The organism is Flagellimonas baculiformis (assembly GCF_033441575.1).
In the GTDB taxonomy this organism is placed as follows: domain Bacteria; phylum Bacteroidota; class Bacteroidia; order Flavobacteriales; family Flavobacteriaceae; genus Flagellimonas; species Flagellimonas baculiformis.
In genome coordinates, this window is record NZ_JAUZVW010000006.1 from 200,358 (window position 1) to 221,991 (window position 21,634).

Annotated in this window: 18 protein-coding genes; 13 read left to right on the top strand and 5 right to left on the bottom strand. The window is 46.2% G+C overall.

Features of this window, described 5'->3' with window-relative positions:
* Window positions 1-55 precede the first annotated feature (55 nt).
* The 3 genes from SD450_RS10855 (at window position 56) to SD450_RS10865 (ending at window position 1,513) form a co-directional block, all read left to right on the top strand.
* Window positions 56-988 carry a polysaccharide deacetylase family protein gene (locus tag SD450_RS10855; protein ID WP_318344492.1) on the top strand — a complete coding sequence of 311 codons (933 nt, stop codon included), beginning with the start codon at window positions 56-58 and terminating at the stop codon, window positions 986-988.
* 144 nt (window positions 989-1,132) lie between these two features.
* Window positions 1,133-1,354, top strand: coding sequence for a hypothetical protein (locus SD450_RS10860; protein WP_318344493.1), 222 nt, complete (start codon window positions 1,133-1,135; stop codon window positions 1,352-1,354).
* A 6-nt stretch (window positions 1,355-1,360) separates the two neighbouring features.
* Entirely contained in the window at window positions 1,361-1,513 is a 153-nt protein-coding gene (locus tag SD450_RS10865; protein ID WP_318344494.1) for a hypothetical protein, read from the top strand.
* A 243-nt stretch (window positions 1,514-1,756) separates the two neighbouring features.
* Here SD450_RS10865 and SD450_RS10870 read toward each other — a convergent pair whose 3' ends face one another.
* The 5 genes from SD450_RS10870 to SD450_RS10890 all read right to left on the bottom strand — a co-directional run bounded on the left by SD450_RS10870 (window position 1,757) and on the right by SD450_RS10890 (window position 6,978).
* A complete protein-coding gene (locus SD450_RS10870; RefSeq protein ID WP_318344495.1) occupies window positions 1,757-2,674 on the bottom strand; it encodes a hypothetical protein in 918 nt (305 codons plus the stop codon).
* 283 nt (window positions 2,675-2,957) lie between these two features.
* Window positions 2,958-4,289, bottom strand: a complete 1,332-nt coding sequence (locus tag SD450_RS10875; protein ID WP_318344496.1) for a Gfo/Idh/MocA family protein — start codon at window positions 4,287-4,289, stop codon at window positions 2,958-2,960.
* A 25-nt stretch (window positions 4,290-4,314) separates the two neighbouring features.
* Window positions 4,315-5,274 carry a formylglycine-generating enzyme family protein gene (locus tag SD450_RS10880; RefSeq protein WP_318344497.1) on the bottom strand — a complete coding sequence of 320 codons (960 nt, stop codon included), beginning with the start codon at window positions 5,272-5,274 and terminating at the stop codon, window positions 4,315-4,317.
* Between the two features lie 10 nt (window positions 5,275-5,284).
* Entirely contained in the window at window positions 5,285-6,208 is a 924-nt protein-coding gene (locus tag SD450_RS10885; RefSeq protein WP_318344498.1) for a hydroxypyruvate isomerase family protein, read from the bottom strand.
* A 239-nt stretch (window positions 6,209-6,447) separates the two neighbouring features.
* On the bottom strand, window positions 6,448-6,978 hold the full coding sequence (locus SD450_RS10890; protein ID WP_318344499.1) for a SusD/RagB family nutrient-binding outer membrane lipoprotein: 531 nt from the start codon (window positions 6,976-6,978) through the stop codon (window positions 6,448-6,450).
* 357 nt (window positions 6,979-7,335) lie between these two features.
* Between SD450_RS10890 and SD450_RS10895 the strand changes: the two genes are divergently transcribed.
* From SD450_RS10895 to SD450_RS10940, 10 genes are all read left to right on the top strand, one after another.
* The gene (locus tag SD450_RS10895; protein WP_318344500.1) at window positions 7,336-8,205 is read left to right on the top strand and encodes an AraC family transcriptional regulator; all 870 of its coding nucleotides are present in this window, start codon (window positions 7,336-7,338) and stop codon (window positions 8,203-8,205) included.
* A gap of 102 nt (window positions 8,206-8,307) precedes the next feature.
* The gene (locus tag SD450_RS10900) at window positions 8,308-9,624 is read left to right on the top strand and encodes an L-fuconate dehydratase (RefSeq protein ID WP_318344501.1); all 1,317 of its coding nucleotides are present in this window, start codon (window positions 8,308-8,310) and stop codon (window positions 9,622-9,624) included.
* Entirely contained in the window at window positions 9,621-10,961 is a 1,341-nt protein-coding gene (locus tag SD450_RS10905) for an alpha-L-fucosidase (protein ID WP_318344502.1), read from the top strand. Before SD450_RS10900 ends, SD450_RS10905 begins: the two co-directional genes overlap by 4 nt.
* Window positions 10,962-10,963: 2 nt before the next feature.
* Complete coding sequence (locus SD450_RS10910; protein ID WP_318344503.1) at window positions 10,964-11,743, top strand: SDR family NAD(P)-dependent oxidoreductase; 780 nt, start codon at window positions 10,964-10,966, stop codon at window positions 11,741-11,743.
* A gap of 12 nt (window positions 11,744-11,755) precedes the next feature.
* On the top strand, window positions 11,756-13,243 hold the full coding sequence (locus SD450_RS10915) for an alpha-L-fucosidase (protein ID WP_318344504.1): 1,488 nt from the start codon (window positions 11,756-11,758) through the stop codon (window positions 13,241-13,243).
* Between the two features lie 38 nt (window positions 13,244-13,281).
* Window positions 13,282-14,139, top strand: coding sequence for a fumarylacetoacetate hydrolase family protein (locus tag SD450_RS10920; RefSeq protein WP_318344505.1), 858 nt, complete (start codon window positions 13,282-13,284; stop codon window positions 14,137-14,139).
* 63 nt (window positions 14,140-14,202) lie between these two features.
* Window positions 14,203-16,881: a glycoside hydrolase family 3 protein gene (locus SD450_RS10925; protein WP_318344506.1), complete on the top strand. Its 2,679-nt coding sequence runs from the start codon at window positions 14,203-14,205 to the stop codon at window positions 16,879-16,881.
* A 62-nt stretch (window positions 16,882-16,943) separates the two neighbouring features.
* Window positions 16,944-17,780 carry an amidohydrolase family protein gene (locus tag SD450_RS10930; protein WP_318344507.1) on the top strand — a complete coding sequence of 279 codons (837 nt, stop codon included), beginning with the start codon at window positions 16,944-16,946 and terminating at the stop codon, window positions 17,778-17,780.
* Window positions 17,777-20,182, top strand: a complete 2,406-nt coding sequence (locus SD450_RS10935) for a glycoside hydrolase family 95 protein (RefSeq protein WP_318344508.1) — start codon at window positions 17,777-17,779, stop codon at window positions 20,180-20,182. Before SD450_RS10930 ends, SD450_RS10935 begins: the two co-directional genes overlap by 4 nt.
* Window positions 20,183-21,571 (top strand): alpha-L-fucosidase, encoded by a 1,389-nt coding sequence (locus SD450_RS10940; RefSeq protein WP_318344509.1) that lies wholly within the window; start codon window positions 20,183-20,185, stop codon window positions 21,569-21,571.
* Window positions 21,572-21,634: the final 63 nt, after the last annotated feature.

The window sequence follows — 21,634 nt, forward strand, 5'->3', positions numbered from 1 at the left end:
TTACCTTTCAACCCATTGGTAGAAAAGGAGTTGTCCTTATAATCATGAAACAAAAATGATTCGATATAAATTTCCACTGTTCCTTCTGTTGTTGAGCACCACTTTTGGTTTGGCCCAGCAAAAATCCATTTCCATAACCATTGACGATGTCCCCAATGCCAAAAAATATCAAAAAGACGGTTATAACCCAAAGCTGTTGAACCTGTTGGACTCCTTGGACGTCCCTTTTACCATTTTCATCAACGAGGACAAAATTTTGCAAACGGAAGAAGTGGAACGTAACAAAGCTCTATTGGAGTCTTGGATCAAAAACGACAATGCACTGCTCGGAAACCATACCTATAGCCACTCCAGGTATTCGGAAGTTGGGTGGGACAATTTTGTCCAAGATGTTGAAAAAGGGGAAACCTTGACCAAGCAATACGCATCCACATATGAAAAGGACCTTACGTATTTTAGGTTCCCCTTTAACGATATGGGCAAAGATTCCATCCAACATCTGCAGATGAGGGAGTATTTGGATTCACGGAACTATAGGATAGCCCCTTTCACCGTAGAGAGTTCCGATTGGATGTTCGATTACGTTTACCAGCATTATGTGGACAAGGGTGAAGTGGAAAAGGCCGAGGACATCGGAAAACAGTATGTGGAAAAGACCTTGGCTTTGGTCGGTTTTTTTGATGAAATGGCAAGCCGTTTATATGGGCGGCCCATAAAACACATCTATCTGTGCCATGACAATGCCATCAATGCCGATTATTTGGGGGAAATCATCACACGGCTGAAACAGGACGGTTATGAAATCGTAAGTTTTGAGGAATCGCTCACCGACCCCATTTACGATCAGGAAGACCGCTATTACAAAAAATGGGGCATCAGTTGGTTGTACCGATGGATGGACACCCAGGAAGAACGTATGCAATGGATGAAACAGGAACCTGGGTTAGCTGAAATAGAGCGTATGTATCAACACATACTTGAAAACTGACATCTAGTTGGATTATCGAGTGATTTTTATCAAAAAGCTGAACCCGGCCACCGCCCCTTTTCAATTTTGAATGGACATCTCTTCCCTCCTCTTCAATTGGAATAAGCTTACATCATCGATCAGGAGACCATCAAATCAAAAAATATGAAAAGACATCTTCCAACCATCAACTTCATTTTTTTAATTGTATTGACCTGTTTTTTCTTTTATGACAGGCATGTCAATGACATAGAAACATTCAAAGAAATTCAAGCCGAAAGGTTGAGCATAATTGGACCTGATAAAAATTTATACATCTCAATCAGCAATCCTAAAAGGCAGGCATTCGCCACTACCCATGGTATTCCACACCATCCGGGTTCATAAAGGGATTTGCCAGGAATACTATTCTTTAATCGCGTGGATGATGAGGTGGGAGGCATTTATTATAACGGAACCGATGAAGAGAATTTTGCAGGCATCACTTTCGACCAGCAAAAAAATGACCAAATAATGGCCATCATGAAAGATGAATATTTGGAATAAGGCGAGTGGAAAAGATGGTATGGAATGGTTTTTAGGGAACGCTCCGACTCCATACGGGTTGAAAAATTATATGATCAGTTCCTTGAGCGGACAAAATCAATGACAAAAAAGGAAAAAGATGCCGAATACTTGAAATTCAAAAAACAGCTGGACTCCGAAATCAATGTGTACAGAATGGGCAATCAGTACGACAAGCGCAATGGCTGCGTATTTTTTCATAAAATAGGTTTGTTAGGATTACTGTTATGGGTTCCCGAACATGATACCCATCAGTTTGGCAGCTATGGTCTGAGCATCGGATTTTCCTGAATAGATAGGTTGGCTTTGTTGGATTTCCATATCTGAATCGCTGACTGGTGCAGGGGTCACTTTTTTAAACTCGTACACCATTGGCATATCCGAATCCATGTCTTGATAAATTGCAATTTTCATGATACCATGTTCCTCCTCCAAATAGAAAGGGTGTATAAAATTCAGTGACTGAGGCATGCGTTCGGAGGTCCAAACCTCAAGCTTTCCCAATGCCATCGGTGTGCTGTTTTTCAAGCTGTATATGGCCTTGGTGCAGGTGTAGCCCGCGATCACCTCGGTGTCATTGGTCTGCTGTCTGTCATATAGGTCCATGTCTATCCGGGTCTGTAGCTGGATTTCCCCAAAATAGTCCTTGTCATATTCGAACGTGAGCTGCTTGCCCTTGTCATACTGTGATTGGATGAACACCACTCCGGTCTCATTGTCTCCATCCAATTTGTTCTCCAAATGGTATATCAGTCCATCGCATTTGGCCAATGCATGGTCGTCGCGCACGAAAATCACATTTTTGAGCATTGGGGCAAACATGATTTGCATGGCAAGGATGGGATTGGACTCCATCACCTTTTTTATGTTCTCCGCCTCGGCCGGTGACAGTTCCTTCATGAGGTTTTGCATCTGTTGCTGTACATCGCCCTTGGATGGGTTCACTTTGTTCAGAATTTCGCTCAAGCGGTTCCCTTGGAAATGGATGGCAACATCAATTCTCCCCTCACTGAAGTTTTCTTCAGCATGGTTTGATACTAGGCTCTCGGCTTGCTCAGCTTCAGGTTGTGGTCCTTGTCCCTGTCCATTTTTACACGAAAGGATGGTCACAAGGGCAACCAACAGAATGATTTTGTTCGTCATTTTATACATATTTGCTTTGTTGGGTCCAAATGGATTCTTCCGCTTCCGGTACACAATAGGCAGGAGCCCTGGGAAAAAAAGGGGAAGATATATCTCCAAACATTGCTGATTTTTGACATCTTCCCTTGAAATCCATTTTCCATCAAAAGTAGAGGGTTTCCCCAAAAGGGACAATCACGGAAAGTAGGTATTTTTTTCCTACCAATATTTCTTTCCGCCTATACCCAATACTGGATCCTTGAAGTATAAGCAAAGGAAATTAAAGCGAGATTCGGTCCCTGATTTAAAGAACAACGGCCTTACCCGGTATTGGTATGGGATATTTTCCCTCATGATCTGGCTTTGTTGGCGTGGGAGAATCCCATGTCAGTTCTTCGGGCATAAGTTGAAGATTGGAGTTCATGGCCTCCTCCCAACTGATCATTTTTCCACTGTAGGTGGCCATTCGGCCCAAAATGGCACTCATGGTGCTTTTCGCTCCATTTTCCGCATCGCTGATAACACCCTTCTCTCGAATGGAAGCAAAGAGTCTGTTGTGCTCTTCTTGGTACGGATTGTGTCCTTGTGAATTGCTGATGGATTCCATTTCCTTTCCAGAGAGGTCATATATCTTGGCCGCACCGGCATCGTTGGTAACTACGGTACCATTGGTCAACTGAAAGGCTTCACCGACCTTGTACATAGTATTGGGTTGGTGGCGGCACTGACTTGATATGACCGCCCCACTTGGATATGTAAATTCAACAAAATGGTGGTCAAATATTTCCCCATGGTCCGGTCCGGTCCTCACCATTCTTCCTCCCATACCCTGTGCGGATAGTGGGTATTCCCCAATAAACCAATTGGCGACATCAATATTATGTATATGCTGTTCGAGAATATGGTCCCCGCATATCCAGTTAAAATAGTACCAGTTCCTCATTTGGTATTCCAATTCCGATTGGCCAGATTTTCTGGGGCGTACCCAAACCCCTTCACTGTTCCAATATACCTGACCTGCCACTATTTTGCCCAAACTTCCATTTTTGATGAGTTCATGGGTCTTTATGTAATTTTCTTGGTAATGGCGCTGCAGGCCGACCACTACGTTCAACTTTTTTTGTTCGGCCAATTTGGCTGTCTCAAGCACTTTTCGTATTCCGGGGACATCTGTCGCCACTGGTTTTTCCATGAACACGTGCTTGTCGTTTTCAATGGCATAGGCAAAATGATAGGGCCTGAATCCTGGTGGTGTGGTGAGGATAACCACATCGGCAAGGTCTATGGCCTTCTTGAAACCATCGAAACCCACAAATTTGTGCTCCTGCTTTACCTGCATCTTTCCAGTGTCCTTATATTTTTCATACAGGTGCCCATAGCTGGAATTCAATTGATCTTCAAACAGGTCTGCCATGGCAACCAGTTCTACATGGTCATCGGCCTCCAATGCCTGGTTGGCCGCACCGGTGCCCCGGCCTCCACAGCCCACAAGGGCGATCTTCAATTTCTTTTCATTGAACACATTCGCCATGGCACTTGTGCCCAGCGAGGGAAGAACCATGGCTCCTGATGCCAATGAGGCTTTTTTTATGAACTCTCGTCTTGCTTTGGTCTTGGATTGCTTTTTTGGTTTCATCTGTCTATTTATTTGGATACTTATTTTATTGTTTTCCCCAATAACGGGAATATTCGTCAGGGGAAGGGGCCTCCATTGGCCTTACTACCCTAAACCCCACAAATCCGGCATCGGTAAACCACCATTTACTCCGGGGGAATTGTGGGTCACGCTCCTTCCACACGGGATCTGATGCCATTCGGGAAGCGCTGCGCAATTCATCGGGTGTACTTTTGAAGGAACCGCCCCTAACAGCCACAGGATACTCGCTCACTGTCGGTTCAAAGGGTAAACTGGCTTCCGCATAACCTTCCTCGTTATATTGGTCCATTGTCCATTCCGCAACGTTTCCATAGATATCGTACAGCCCCCATGGATTTGGCTTTTTGAGGCCAACTTGATGATATTTTCCTTCACTGTTTTTCTCAAACCAGGCATAATCTTCCAATTTCGAAGGATCTTCCCCAAAATAGTACGGTCCATCACTTCCCGCCCGTGCCGCATATTCCCATTCAGCCTCTGTGGGAAGACGATAAAAGTGGCCGGTTAAGGCCGAAAGCCATTCACAGAAGGTAGAAGCTGCTTTTTGAGTGATGTTCACCACGGGAAAACCTTCTCCCCTTCCCATGCCAAGGCTCATATCCACATAGGGAGTGGTAGCCCCCGATACTGCGTCAACGTCCAGGTCAACATCCAAGGCTTTGTGCTCATTTTCGAGTTGGTCAATGGCCCTTTCAATGAAAAGATTATACTGTTCCCATGTGATTTCATATTGGGAAATCCAGAAACCGTTCATTTCAATTTCGCGGACGGGGCCTTCATCGCTTTTTCTTCCCTCCTCATCCAAGGGACTGCCCATTTCAAATGTGCCCGAAGGTATGGCCACCATTTCCAGACCAATGTCCACACCCGGAATGCTCTGGGTATAGTTTGATTTGCTCTGGGAATATAGGGTCCCCATGGCGCACAATAGCCAAAATAGGGGTGTAATAATCCGTTGCTTCATCTAAAACAAATCAAAATGCATCACTGCTTTTATAGGCCTCGATCACGGCCTGTTCCCCTTCCTTGCCTTTCCTGGAATTGCCATGCTCCATACCCACGATGCCTTCAAACCCTTTGGAATGGATATGTTTGAACACATTCCTATAATTGATCTCTCCTGTGGTGGGCTCATTCCTTCCGGGGTTGTCCCCCACCTGAAAATAGGCAATTTCGTCCCAGCATGCATCGATATTGGGAATGAGGTTTCCTTCTTGGATCTGTTGATGGTAAATATCAAAAAGAATCTTGCATGAAGGACTGTCCACGGCTTTGCATACCTCATATGCCTGAGGGCTATCCGTTAAAAACAGGCCGGGATGGTCACGGAAGTTCAATGGTTCCAGCACCATTACCAAGCCATGGGGCTCCAAAAGGGCACTGGCCCGTTTAAGGGTTTCCACCACATGGGCCGTTTGAAACTCTTTTCTCAACCTTAGATCCACATGGCCTGGAACCACGGTCATCCATGTGGCATCCACTCTTTTGGCAACCTCAATGGATTCCTTTATTTCCGCAAGAAACCTTTCACGAAGTGAAGCGTCGCCATTGGCAAGATTGGGCTTGTCCCATGAAATTGTATGTGCCACAAACACCCCCATTGAGATGCCTCGCTTGGCCATGGTAGCGGCCATTTTTTCTTGTAGGTCTTGGGACCTCCCCTTCATCCCATTGTCCTCAAAGGCGGTAAAGCCCATATCGGCCATAAAATTCAACTGATCAATGGGATCTTCCCCTGCTGATTCCTTGAACATTCCAAGGTGTGGGGCATATTTGAGCTTGAATCCGCTCTTCGCCTGTTCGGAATCCTCCTTAAAAGCGGACAGTACCCCAACTCCTCCCAGACCCAAAGCTGTGGAAGCAATCATCTTGTTCTTTACAAAGTCTCTTCGTTTCATATTTGGATGGTCTTTGGTCTTTATTTGCATCTATATTACAACCTTCATCTGACTTAGGCGCTACATTTCTGGATTTTCACAAAAATCATCTCTCTGTATCGAATCATAAAAACTGGCATTTTCAAATATCGGTTGGACTGTCCCAACCATGGTAGCTACCTTATTAAAAATGCCCGGCAGTAAGGGAGGTTTACCACCGGGCATGAATTAAAAAAACTAAATCAAAAAAACTAAACTAATCAATCTATGTCCCAAAATGTTTTGGTGGATAGGTTATCATTGCTCTTGACCGCATTGTAATTTTCAGTGTTGTACACCAATTCGCTGTTCGGATAGATCCAACGATTGGGCGGAAGGGATTGGGCATTGGCGGGATCCACCCAAAAATCGAGTTCAGGGGCGTTCAGCCTTCTAAGTTCTGCCCAGTTTTCGTAGGGTTGGATCACATTGAAACTGAGCCATTTTTGGGTGGCAATAAGGTTCATTTTTTCTTCCTCACTTGTAGCATTGTCCCAACTGACCGCCGCGGATGCGAGGTAATCCGATATTTCGGTCTCCCCCAGGGCCACCAGTTCGGGTGAGGTTGCATCATTGCTCACCTCCCTTACCTGATAGTAAAAATTGATGGATTCCGCAATTCCACTTTCATAAGCCTCTTTGGCCATGGCATCGTTCACGCCCACATAGGCTTCGGCCTTCAAGAAATTCACTTCCCTACAGTGGGGTTTAATACCGTGGCCAAACACATACCCTGAGCTTACAGCAAGCATTAAAATCAAGATTAGCTTTTTTTCGTAAGATTGCGAGTTGTTTAGTGTACTGGTTAAAAGTTTGAGTTGTCAGTGAGTTTTAATTCTATATTTTGATGATTTCACACATCAAATTCATCATGCCCTTCTGATGATCAATGCAAATGAAATGATACTTTTTTTGCCCAATACCCCTTATTACCGTTATTTTTGAAAATACAGCATGTAAAATGATTCTAAAAAGTTTTGAATCAAGGTTTTGGAAAAGACCTTAAATGTGATATCATGTCCCTGATTTTTGAAAAGGTTCATGTGGGCATGAAAACAGAAAAAACAACTAATCAATATGTTTGTAAATTGGCTTAAAAGCAGAATGGTATGAAGCTTCATTTATTGAACCGTAAAAGTGATGCCAGTTCATCGTTTTCCGTCACCCAAAACAGCTATCCCTATTTTTTAAAGGTTTGGCATTACCATCCTGAGCTTGAATTGGTCTTCATCAAAAAAAGTACTGGCACCAGGTTTATTGGGGACAGTATCCAAAAGTTCCAGCCGGGGGAAGTGGTGCTCTTGGGCAAGAACCTGCCCCATATGTGGCTGAACGATGACCACTATTTTAAGGCCGAAGACCCCACTGCTGCCGAAGCCGTGGCCATTCATTTTACGGAAGACTTCTTGGGGGACGCTTTTTTCAAGTCTGCTGAACTTTTCCATATTGGCCTCATGTTGGAGACGGCCATAAGGGGCATTAAATTTCAATCAACGGGTACGGACATCCAAAAATACTTTGAAAGCATGCCCACCATGGATTCATTTTCAAAGACCATTGCCTTGATTGAACTGTTGAACAAGTTGACCAAACATAAAGACCATGAATTCCTGTCCAGTATAGGGTACATGGACAATTTTGAACAAAATGAAAACAAAAAGCTCCGCAAGGTCTATGGATATATATTTGACAATTTTAAAAATGAGGTCAATTTAGGTGAGGTGGCCCAACTTGTGGGAATGAACCCATCCGCTTTCAGTCGCTTTTTTAAAAGGACCCACCGAAAGACCTTCAGCCGGTACCTTAATGAGGTCAGGATAGGGTATGCCTGCAAACTTTTGCTGGAAAACGAAAACAATATCACGGGAACCGCTTATGAATCAGGCTTTAACAACATTTCAAATTTCAACCGACAGTTCAGGGCCATAAAGAAGATGTCCCCAAAAGACTATATTAAATCTTACAAAAAATCAGAATAAGTGATAAAAAGGCAAAAAAAGTACCGTTTTTGGTGCTTTTTTTGGTAGCCCATCATGGAATGCACTCCTAATTTTATGCGGGAATTTTCCCAAACCAATACTATGACCAGAATTACAGACATTAAAGTAAAAGACATCCGTTTTCCCACTAGCCTGACACTGGATGGGTCGGATGCGACGAACCCCGATCCAGATTATTCTGCCGCCTACGTCATCCTACAAACAGACCATCCCCAACAGATTGAAGGTCACGGACTCACCTTTACCATAGGCCGTGGCAATGAGATATGTGTGGCCGCCATCAAGGCGATGTCACATTTGGTCGTGGGAAAAAGCCTCGAAAGCTTCACCTCGGACATGGGAGCCTTTTGGAAAATGATGACCAGCGATAGTCAATTGAGATGGCTTGGACCGGAAAAAGGGGTCATCCATCTGGCGACCGGGGCCTTGGTGAATGCCGTTTGGGACCTCTATGCCAAAATCGAAGGGAAACCCCTTTGGAAGCTATTGACCGATATGACACCTGAAGAATTGGTATCCTGCGTGGATTTCACCTATATCACCGATGCCATTACCCCTGATGAGGCTTTGGAGCTCCTCAAAAAAATTGAGGCGACCAAACAAGAACGCATCGATCATCTCATGGCACAAGGCTATCCTGCCTATACCACTTCGGCTGGCTGGTTGGGATATTCGGACGAGAAAGTGAAGCGATTGTGCCGCGAGGCCAAGGAAGAGGGTTTCAAGCACCTTAAAATGAAAGTGGGTTCCAACCTTGAGGACGATATGCGCCGGGCCGCCCTAATTCGGGAAGAAATTGGCAATGACATCAAATTGATGATGGATGCCAACCAAAAGTGGGATGTACAAGAGGCCATTGACAATCTCGCCCAGTTGAAAAAATTCGACCCATGGTGGATCGAGGAACCCACAAGCCCTGACGATGTGCTGGGCCATGCCAAGATCGCCGAAGCCATCGCCCCCATTAAAGTGGCGACGGGCGAGCATTGCCAAAACCGCGTCATCTTCAAACAATTGATGCAGGCAAGATCTTTTGAAATCTGCCAGATAGACAGCTGTAGGGTGGGCGGTGTAAATGAAAACTTGGCCATAATGCTCATGGCCGCAAAATTCAATATCCCCGTATGTCCGCATGCCGGAGGTGTTGGTCTCTGCGAATACGTCCAACACCTGTCCATGGTGGATTATATATGTATCAGTGGCAGTATGGAGGGCCGCGTCATTGAGTATGTAGATCACCTCCACGAACATTTTTTGGACCCGGTGACTATTAAAAATGGGTCATACATGCCCCCGCTCATGCCAGGCTATAGCATCCAAATGAAAAAAGAATCCTTGAAGGACCACACCTTCCCGCAGGGAAAAGTGTGGACTCCCCATCAAACTGCAACCTTATGAAGCATTTAATGAAAAAATCCACCGTCCTGTTACTTTTCCTCAGTACACTGGCACATGGCCAAGGACAGAAGGATTATACCCCCTCCCCACAGAACCTGGAAAGCCGGCATTGGTTCCAAGAGGCCAGGTTCGGGCTGTTCATCCACTGGGGCGTGTACAGTATTTTGGGTGATGGCGAGTGGGTCATGAACAACCAGAACATTTCCATTGATGCCTATGAAAAGTTGCCTACCTTCTTCAATCCAATAGCCTTTGATGCGGAGAAATGGGTAAAAATGGCCAAGGATGCCGGAATGAAATACATTACCATTACCAGTAGGCACCACGATGGTTTCTCCATGTTCGACACCAAGGCCAACACCTATGATATCGTCGATGGCACTCCCTATGGAAAAGATGTACTGAAACAACTGGCAGATGCTTGCCACAAAGAAGGCATCAAATTGTTTTTCTATTATTCCCTATTGGATTGGCACAGTGATGATTATTATCCAAGGGGGAGAACAGGGACCAACATATCCGGAAGGAACGCTGGTGATTGGGACAACTATATCAGCTTTATGAAGACCCAACTCACGGAACTCTTGACCAATTATGGGGACATTGCAGGTATCTGGTTCGATGGGCATTGGGACCAGAAAGAATGGGACGGTAAAAAATTCGGGAAACTCCAAGTGGATTGGCATTATGATGAAATCTATAAATTGATCCACGACCTTCAGCCCCAATGCCTTATCGGAAACAACCATCATTTGGCTCCGATTGAAGGAGAGGATTTCCAGATGTTCGAAAAAGACCTGCCCGGAAAGAACACGACCGGCTTTGGCACCCCGGCATCAGATATCGGGCAACTGCCTTTGGAAGTCTGCGAGACCATTAACGGATCATGGGGGTTCAACCTTCAGGACAGAAACCATAAATCTGAAAAAGAGTTGGTTCACTATATGGTAAAGGCCGCAGGTTATGGAAGCAACTTGTTGCTCAACGTTGGGCCCATGCCCAATGGAGAAATTCAGGAAGAGCACAAGGAATCCCTCAAAAAAATGGGCCAATGGATGCGTGAAAATGGTGAAACCATCTATGCCACATCAGCAGGGCCTGTCCCACCCACCGAAGCAATGGCCTCTACCCAAAAAGGAAAAACAATATACCTGCACTTGCTGGAGCAGGACGACAAAGTGTTTGTGAAAGATTTTGACCTCAACATCAAAACGGTCAAGCTCTTCAAGGACAAAAGTACCTTGGTGCATCAAAAAAACGATTTTGGACTGTTGATCCAGATCCCGAAAGACAAGCTTGATCCCTTGGACACTATCATAGAAATCACCTTGAAATAAAAATGGCATCCTTCAACTATAACAATAAAACGGTATTGATCACGGGGGGCGGCAGCGGAATAGGTGAAGCCCTCTCCAAACAGTTTGCCTTGAATGGGGCCAACGTACATATTTTGGACTTTCAATGGGAAAGGGCCCAACAGGTCGTTGAAGAACTCACCGATTTGGGCCATAAGGCCCAAGCGCACCTATGCGATGTTTCCAATCATGGTCAGGTCCAAAAGGTAATCGACAACATTGCCACCGACCATCCATTGGACGTACTCATCAACAATGCAGGCATTGCCCATGTGGGGAACATTGAAGAGACCTCGGAATCTGACCTCGACCGACTGTATGAAGTGAACATCAAAGGGGTCTATAATTGCATATATGCTGTCATTGGAAAAATGAAAGAACGGGGCTCGGGTGTCATCCTCAACATGGCATCGATTGCTTCCTCAATAGGTATTCCGGAGAGGTTTGCCTACTCCATGACCAAGGGTGCCGTATTGACCATGACCTATTCCGTGGCCAAGGACTATGTGGGACATGGCATCCGTTGCAACAGCATTTCCCCGGCTCGCGTGCACACCCCTTTTGTGGATGGTTTCATTTCCAAAAACTATCCAGGCAAGGAACAGGAGATGTTTGAAAAACTCTCCAAGACCCAACCCATTGGCCGTATGGGAAAACCAGAGGAAGTGGCCAATCTGGCCCTTTACCTCTGTTCGGATGAAGCTTCGTTCATAACAGGCACCGACTTTCCGATAGACGGAGGGTTCATCAAATTGAATGCATAAAACAAGAAGAATATGACCCATAACAGAGCAAAATTCAATAGCTGTTTGATCCTACTTCTTTTCATCGCTTTTGGAAAGCTTTCGGCCCAAGCCGTTTATGAGGATGAACGGTATGTCCCCGAGACCGATCCTTTGGTCCTTGAAAAATTGGAGGAGTGGCAAGACCTGAAATTTGGATTGCTCATGCACTGGGGACCTTACAGTCAGTGGGGCATTGTGGAATCTTGGTCGATTTGTCCGGAAGAATATGGCTGGTGTGAACGAAAAAAAGGTTCTAATCCCGACAATTACTTTGCGTACAAAAAAGAGTACGAAGGCTTGCAGACCACTTTCAACCCGGTCAAGTTCAATCCCGAAAAATGGGCCAAGGCCGCCAAGAACGCCGGCATGAAATACGTGGTCTTTACCACCAAGCACCACGATGGCTTCAGCATGTTCGATTCAAAATACACGGATTATAAAATCACCGATCCCAAGACCCCTTTCAGTAAAAATCCAAGGGCCAACATCACCAAGGAGGTCTTTGACGCCTTTCGGGGAGAGGGACTTTGGGCCGGGGCCTATTTTTCAAAACCTGATTGGCACCACCCCAATTACTGGGATCCCTACTATCCTCCAAGGGACCGGAACGTGAATTACGAACCAGAGGCCAATCCCGAAAAATGGAACAAATTCGTGGAGTTTACCCACAACCAGATTTTGGAACTGCTCACGGACTATGGCAAAGTGGACATTTTGTGGCTCGATGGGGGTTGGGTGGCCCAAACACCCAAATCCGAGATCACCAGTTGGTACGACCAACAACTTGTGAACAATGACAATGGGTATCTCAAACACCGTATCGTGAACCAGGACATCCATATGGACGAGTTGGTGGAAAAGGCCCGCGAAAAACAGCCCGGTCTTATTGTAGTGGACAGGGCCGTGCACGGAAAAAACCAAAACTACTTGACCCCGGAGAACCGTGTACCCGAAAAGGCCCTTCCCTACCCTTGGGAATCGTGTATGATTGCCGGTGGTGGTTGGTCCTATGCCTTCAATGCCAACTATATGAGCACCAAAAAGGCCGTTCACACCTTGGTCGATATTGTGGCCAAAGGGGGCAACCTGCTGTTGAACATTGCCCCTAGCCCAGAAGGCGAATGGGACCAGGGGGCCTATAACCTCCTACAGGGCATTGGGAACTGGATGGACACCAATAGCGAGGCAATCTACAGCACGGAGGCCATCGCTCCCTATAAATATGAAAAGGTCTGTCTCACCTCAAAACCGGACGACACCCTTTATCTGATCTATTTGATGGATGAAGATGAAGAAACGCTTCCCGATACCATTGAATTTGTGGGTCTTCCCAAGGAAAGCATCCGAAAGGCCACCATCTTGGGAAGCTCTGGGAAGGTCAAATGGAAAAAAGAAGGCGACACCACAGTTTTCACGATTCCATCATCGGCCAAGAACAGCCTGAAGGGAACCGTGGCATTTACGATCAAGTTGAACTAAGTCAGAAAGGAAATAACTATCAAAGCCAGAAAAGATATATGAAACTGATACGATTTGGAGACACAGGAAAAGAAAAACCGGGGATACAGACCGAAGATGGGAAATGGCTGGATGTCTCGGCCTTTGTCCAGGATTATGATGAAGCGTTCTTTGGGGGTGACGGCATCGCCCATTTGAGGGAATGGCTCGACAAAAATGCCGCCAGTTGTCCCGAAATTCCAAAGGAAACCCGATTGGGACCGCCATTAGCCAGACCTTCCAAGCTAGTGTGTGTGGGATTGAACTACGCAAAGCATGCCGAAGAAGCAGGGATGGCCGTTCCGACGGAACCTGTACTATTTTTTAAATCGACAACCGCCATATGCGGCCCCTTTGACGAGGTCATCATCCCCAAAAACAGTGTAAAGACCGATTGGGAAGTGGAACTTGCCATCGTGATAGGCAAAAAAGCTTCCTATATTGAAGAATCGGAAGCCTTTGATCATATTGCCGGTTACGTGCTTCACAACGATATCAGTGAAAGAACCTTCCAGATCGAGAAGGGGGGACAATGGTGCAAAGGGAAGGGCTGTGACACGTTCGCTCCACTAGGCCCGTACATTGCCACCACCGATGAGATCAAGGACCCGAACAATTTGGAACTGTGGCTGGACGTGAATGGGGAGCGATTGCAACATTCGTCCACATCTGATTTTATTTTCAATGTCCAAGAAGTGGTTTCCTACATCAGCCAATATATGACCCTATTACCAGGGGATGTTATTTCCACCGGAACTCCTTTTGGTGTTGGTCTTGGCTTTACCCCTCCCCGATATCTCAAACCAGGAGATCGAATGGAACTGGGGATTGAAGGTCTGGGAAAGTCAAAACAAACCTGTATTGCATATAAAAAATAGGAACTTGGACATCTCAAGAGTTATCCAACACACTTTTTGAAAATGTCCCATAAAAAATCAATAGTGATCAATTCAATTATGGATAAGGCCAATTTTAGGAAAACAATCGTCACCCTTTGCTTATTGACCTCTGTTCTGTCCCCAAACCTGTTCGGGCAGAAAGGGAACAGCTACAAAAACCCTGAACTTTCTGTGGAAGAGCGTGTGACCGATCTGTTGTCCAAAATGAGCCTTGAAGAAAAAGTCCGCCAAATGGATATGTACAAGGGGGAATTTTTCGTGGACGGACAGAATTTTTCCATGAATAAGGCAAAAAATAAAATAGGCAGTTTGGGCGTGGGCGCCATCCATGACCTTTATCCAGAATCCGCACAAACGATCAACGACCTCCAAAAATTTGTGATCGAAAGCAACAGATGGGGCATACCAGCCCTTATCATGGAAGAAATGCTCCATGGCTATATGGCGGAGGGAAGTACTGCCTTTCCCATGAACATTGGCTTAGGGGCCACATGGGACACAGAACTCCTGAAGAAAGTCGGACAAGTGATAGGTACTGAAGCAAGGGCACATGGTGTCCATTTCGGTCTTGGCCCAAACTTGGATATTGGTCTGGAACCCCGTTGGGGAAGGATTGCCGAAACCTTTGGGGAAGATGTGTATTTGGCCGGTGAATTGGGGACTGCCATGGTCCAAGGGCTTCAAGGTGAAAGTTTGGCCTCCGATCGTTCCATCATTGCCGAACCCAAGCATTTTGCCGTGCACGGCATACCCCAGGCTGGTGGAAACTCCTCCCCTGCCCTGGTCGGCGAACGTACGGCGCGGGAAAGTTTCCTGCCATCCTTTCAGAAAGCCTTCATGAAAGGAGGTGCCCTCGGTACCATGTGTGCCTATTCCGAGTTGGATGGTATCCCTTGTGCCTCGAACCATTGGCTCTTGACAGAGGTCCTAAGAAAAGAATATGGTTTTAAGGGCATCGTGGTTTCCGATCTAGGAGCCATCAAATACCTCCAGACCACCCATAATGTTTCCGATTCCCCAAAAGAGAGCATTCGACAAGCAGTATCGGCAGGAGTGGATATGCAATTTTACGATTTCAGCAATGAATTTTGGCAAGAGACCTTGATTGCTTTGGTCAACGAAGGCCAATTGAGCATGAACGATATTGACAGGGCCGTCGGGGGCGTGCTGCGACTCAAATTTATGTTGGGGCTTTTTGAAAACCCCTACACCAGTGAAAAATTGATCCAGGAAAGGTTCCACTCCGAAGAACATCAAAAAATTGCCTTGGAAGCTGCCCTCAAGTCGATTGTGTTGCTCAAAAACCAAGACAACTTATTGCCTTTGGACAAGAATATCAAATCGATAGCTGTCATAGGTCCCAATGCGGACCAGTCGAGATTGGGAGGGTATGCTGTGAGGAACAAAGTGGCAACAACCGTTCTGGAAGGAATCAAACAGACCGTTGGCCCCAATACCCTTGTTCAGTATGAAGAAGGTGTTCCCTTGATTGTAAAAGGCCAGGCCATTCCATCCGAATATTTGTTCGTGCCGGATGGCTCACAGAACGGCCTGAAGGGCGAGTACTTCAACAATAGAAACTTGCAGGGTGAACCAGCCTTAGTGAGAATCGACAAGGAGTTGGAATTTGATTGGCCCTGGTCGCCCGGTATCGGTGTGGACGATGATAACTTTTCCATCCGGTGGACCGGGTATATAAAAAGTGACCAGGCATTTGATGGCTGGCTGGGATTGAGTTCAGATGATGGCATCCGAATGTGGCTGGACGATCAATTGGTCATTGACAATTGGAGGAAAGGAAGCACAAACATTGTCACAGTACCCCAAAAAATAGAGGCCGGCAAAACCTATAAAGTCCGCATTGAAATGTGGGAAGGAGGCTGGGGAGCGAGGGCACATTTGCGCTGGAACAGGGAAAAGGTCAATTTTCAACCTGCCCTGGATCTGGTGAAGAAGTCCGATGTGGCCATCGTGGTCTTGGGAGAATCCAAGGAATTGGTGGAAGAGAACAGGGATGTCGCCACTTTGGATCTCCACGGCATGCAAAACGAACTCATTCAGGCGATACAACAGACCGGAAAACCCGTCGTGTGTGTCTTGCTCAACGGACGCCCCCTATCCATCAACTGGATCCAGAACAATGTTCCGGCCATAGTGGAAGCATGGTTTCCCGGCGAACTTGGAGGAAAAGCGGTTGCACAAGTGCTTTTTGGGGACTATAATCCCGGCGGGAAGTTACCTGTCACCTTCCCCAAATCCGTGGGACAACTACCCATCTATTACAACCAAAAACCCTCAGCCATCCATAGATATGTGAGCGAGAGCGAAAACCCATTATATGTCTTTGGCCATGGTCTGAGCTATACCACTTTTGAATATTCCGATATCAAAGCGGATACTCCAGAGATACAAAAAAATGGAAATGTCACCGTCTCCGTATCTGTAAAAAATACAGGAGATTTAGATGGAGAAGAAGTGGTACAACTTTACATCAATGATGTGCATAGCAGTGTGACCACCCCCGAAAAAACATTGAAGGGCTTCAGACGGATCTTTCTCAAGAAGGGAGAGACCAAAAAAGTCACCTTCACCCTTACACCTGAAGAACTTGCTGTTTGGAACAAGGAAATGGAATATATAGTCGAACCGGGCAAGTTTGAAGTGATGATCGGAGGAAACAGTACGGATTTGATCCGGACCAATTTCACGGTATTGCCCTGATCAGTTGGTGCAACCGACACCAGCCAAAAGGAACTGCTGTCAACCTTGAAGACAGAAAATTTATGAGCAACGTAAAAATCGACAGTCACCAGCATTTTTGGAAATACCATCCAAGCACACATGAATGGATCGGTCCCTCCATGGAGGCCATTAAAAAAGATTTTTTACCTGCGGACCTATATCCCTTGCTTCAAAAAAACACCATGGATGGTTGTATTGCCGTCCAGGCACAACAATCCGAAGCTGAAACCTTGTTTTTGCTGGACCTTGCAAAGCAACATCCGTTCATAAAGGGAGTTGTGGGTTGGCTGGACCTATGTGCCGAGGATATCGGGGAAAAACTTCAGGAGTATGCAAAAAATCCATTATTGAAAGGATTACGGCATGTTGTCCAGGATGAACCAGACGACTATTTTATGCTCCGTCCCGAATTCCAAAGAGGACTATCCCTGTTGGAAAAATATGGCCTCACTTATGACATTCTCATCTATCCGAAGCATTTGTCCCCAGCATTGGAACTGGTAAAACTGTTCCCTGGCCAATCTTTTGTCTTGGACCACATCGCCAAGCCCAATATCAATGGAAAGATAGATCCTAACTGGGAACACTATATGGGTGAACTTGGCAAACGGAAGAATGTGTATTGCAAGGCTTCTGGAATGGTCACGGAAGCGGCTTGGGAAAAATGGTCCAAAAATGATTTCATCCCCTATCTGGATGTGGTGTTCGATTCCTTTGGCGCTGAGCGAATCATGTTCGGTTCGGATTGGCCCGTTTGTCTGCTCTCTACTGAATACGGACAAGTAAAAGATATTTTGATCCAATACCTGACCAAATATCCGAAGGAATCCCAAGAACAGGTCATGGGAGGGAACGCCCAAAAATTTTATAGAATATGATTGCCAAAACCCATACTTCCCTCACGACGGAATCCTTTGTGTCAAAATCGACATGGGTGCTGGTCTTGATTTTGGCCACTATTTTTTCCAGCTTGAAGGCACAGGATTCCGAGAAAGTTTTATGGTATTCCGCCCCATCCGAAGAATGGATGCAGGCCCTTCCCATTGGTAATGGCCGTTTGGGGGCCATGGTCTTTGGAAATCCATTCAAGGAACACCTTCAACTCAACGAGGACTCCATGTGGGCCGGAGGACCGGATTGGGAAGACGCACAAGGAAACCCCGGAGATCTCAAAGAGTTGCGAAGATTGTTACGTGAGGGCAAAACTACGGAGGTGGATAGCCTGATTGTTGAAAAATTCTCCAACAAAACCATCCTCCGCTCCCATCAGACCATGGGCGATCTTTTCATTGATTTTAAAGAAACGGGGGAAATCACCAACTACCGAAGGGAACTCGACCTTGACCAAGCGTTGGCCTCTACCTCCTATACCCTGAACGGCAATCATTACACCCAAAAAGTATTTGCTTCCCAACCCGATGATGCCATGGTCATGGAGCTCACCACCACATCTCCAAGCGGTCTGAACCTGGAACTTTCCCTGAGCAGACCCGAAGACCACGGCAACCCCACGGTGAGCGTCTCCAACCCTTCCCCAAATCAAATCAGTATGATCGGGCAGGTGACCCAATATGGCGGAAAGCGGTTCTCCAAACCTTTGCCCATTGATCATGGGGTACGTTTTGAGGTACGGTTACAGGTTGTGGCTCCTGATGGAAAGATCACAGCCAAGGAAGGCAAGATCTCAGTCAAAGGGGCAAGAAAGGTTTTGATCTTTATCGTGGGCAATACTTCCTTCTATCATGGGGACAGCTTTGCTGAAAAAAATGAGGAGACTCTTTCCCAAATCACTCCACAGTTATTTGAATCGCTATTGGAGCGACATATTTCGGACTACCAACAACTTTACCATAGGGTCGATTTTGAGCTGGGAGAAAACAACATGGCCCATCTTCCCACGGATGAACGCCTACAACGCTGTAAAGAAGGGAGTACCGACTTAGGGTTGCAATCCCTGCTCTTTCAATATGGAAGGTATTTGCTGATTTCCTCTTCGCGCCCCGACACCAATCCTGCCAATTTGCAAGGGATTTGGAACGAACATCTTGAAGCGCCCTGGAATGCCGATTACCACCTCAACATTAACCTGCAAATGAATTATTGGCCGGCCGAGGTCACCAATCTCAGTGAGCTCCACCAGCCTTTTTTCAATCTCATTGACAGGGTATTGGAAAGAGGGCGAAAGACCGCCAAGGAGCAATATGGTATTGCCCGTGGCAGCATGGCCCACCATACCACAGATCTTTGGGCCACCCCCTTCATGAGGGCCGAAAGAGCCTATTGGGGATCGTGGATCCATGGGGGCGGGTGGTGTGCACAGCACTATTGGGAGCATTACCAATTCACCCAAGACAAGAATTTTTTAAGGAACAGGGCCTATCCTGTCCTTAAGGACATTGCTTCTTTTTATCTGGATTGGTTGACTTGGGACACCAAAAGCCAAAAATGGATTTCCTCCCCGGAAACCTCCCCTGAAAATTCCTATTACAACCAAGAGGGCAAATCTGCAGCGGTTTCCATGGGGAGTGCCATGGGGCATCAAATTATTGGAGAGGTGTTCGATAATTTTTTGGAAGCGGCCCAAATACTGGGTATCGAAGACAAACTCGTGGAAGAGGTGAAAACCAAGAAAGCTTCCCTTCACCCCGGAGTGGTCGTTGGAACAGATGGTCACATCTTGGAATGGAACGAGCCGTATGACGAACCCGAAAAAGGACATCGGCATATGTCACACCTCTATGCCCTTCATCCAGGTGATGACATTACGGAGAACCACCCCGAAGCATTTGCCGCTGCCCAAAAAACCATTGATCACCGATTGGAACATGGCGGTGCCGGAACCGGTTGGAGCCGTGTTTGGATGATCAATATGAACGCCCGTTTGCTGGATGGTGCCTCCGCAGAGGAGAATATCAACAAATTTTTTCAGATCTCTTTGGCGGACAATATGTTCGATATGCACCCCCCTTTCCAAATTGATGGTAACTTTGGCTATACCGCCGGGGTGGCAGAACTGCTGATCCAATCGCACGAAGGATTTATCCGATTGTTGCCTGCCCTCCCCCCCAACTGGAAGAACGGGAAAATAACTGGCCTAAAGGCCAGGGGCAATATTGAAGTGGATATAAGCTGGAAGAATGGTACCTTGGAGGAAGTTGCCTTTCGTTCCCCATCCGACACGAGCATTGCTGTAAAATATGGCGCATCCATCGTGGACCTACAACTAAAGGCCAATGAGGAAATCCAGCTAAATGCAAAGCTTAAAAAAACGAACGATTAAATGATCCGATATAGCATGACACTGCCATTTCAAAAGAATATTGTCCAAGTGGTCAACAAGTTGACCCTATTGGGACTTATCATCTTGTTCTTTTTGATATCGGTCTCTGGAACGGCACAAAATAATTCGCAAGCTGAAGAGAAAATGCAGTGGTTCCAAGATGCCAAATTGGGTATTTTCATCCACTGGGGACTATACGCCGTAAATGGGATCGATGAGTCTTGGTCGTTTTTCAACGGATATATTTCACATAACGATTACCTGAAACAGACCGATGGATTCACTGCCAAAAACTACGACCCTGTGGCATGGGTCGATCTCATCAAAAAAACTGGGGCCCGTTACTCCGTCATTACTTCAAAACACCATGATGGATTTGCCCTTTGGGACAGCAAATTTGGGGATTTCAATGCCAAAAAGGCCTCGGCGGCCAAAAGGGACGTACTCTCCCCTTTTGTGGATGCTCTCAGAAAGGAAGGAGTAAAAGTGGGCATCTATTATTCGCTTCCCGATTGGTCCTATCAAGACTACACCCACCACACCCGGGATTCCATGCGGTACAAACCCGCGGACGACCCCAAACGATGGAACACCTTTTTACACTATTACCAAGGACAGCTAAAAGAGCTTTCAAAAACCTACGATCCCGACCTTTGGTGGTTTGATGGGGATTGGGAGCATAGCTCAGCGGAGTGGGAAGCCCCCAAGGTACGGCAAATGCTGCTCGATCAAAATCCACGGACCATCATCAATTCCAGATTACAGGGACATGGAGATTATGCCACTCCCGAGCAAGGCATGCCCGTCACCCGACCCAAGGACAACTATTGGGAACTCTGCATGACCCTGAACAACTCGTGGGGGTATCAAAAAAATGACCACGACTACAAAAGTCTGGATCAGTTGATCGGTATTTTCACCGATGTCATTTCTGCAGGTGGAAATTTGTTGTTGGACATTGGCCCCAAGGGAGATGGTTCCATTCCAAAGGAACAGGAAGAACTGTTGACCGGTTTGGGGCGTTGGACCCAAAAGCACAAAGAGGCTATTTTTGGAACCGTTGCCGGCATCCCAAAAGAACATTTCTATGGTCCCACTACCCTTTCAAAAGATAAAAGCATCCTGTATCTATTTGTAAAAGGAAATCCGAACGGTGAAATTGTACTCCGTGGAATAAAGAACAAAATCAACCGCATATGGGTTGTGGGCAATGGCACCAAACTCTCCCACAAAGTGGTGGGAAAAATCTATTGGAGCCATTATCCAGGCATCAAATACATCCAAGTCCCGGATTACGTTTTGGACGAAAACATGACCGTGTTGGCCGTGCTCTTGGATGGTGAAATAGAGCTGTACCGGGAAGATGGTTCTGTAATTGAAAGCAATTAAAATGAAGGTAATCAAAAATCCAACCCTGAAAACAACCTGCTCCACTACTAAAAATGGGTAGCG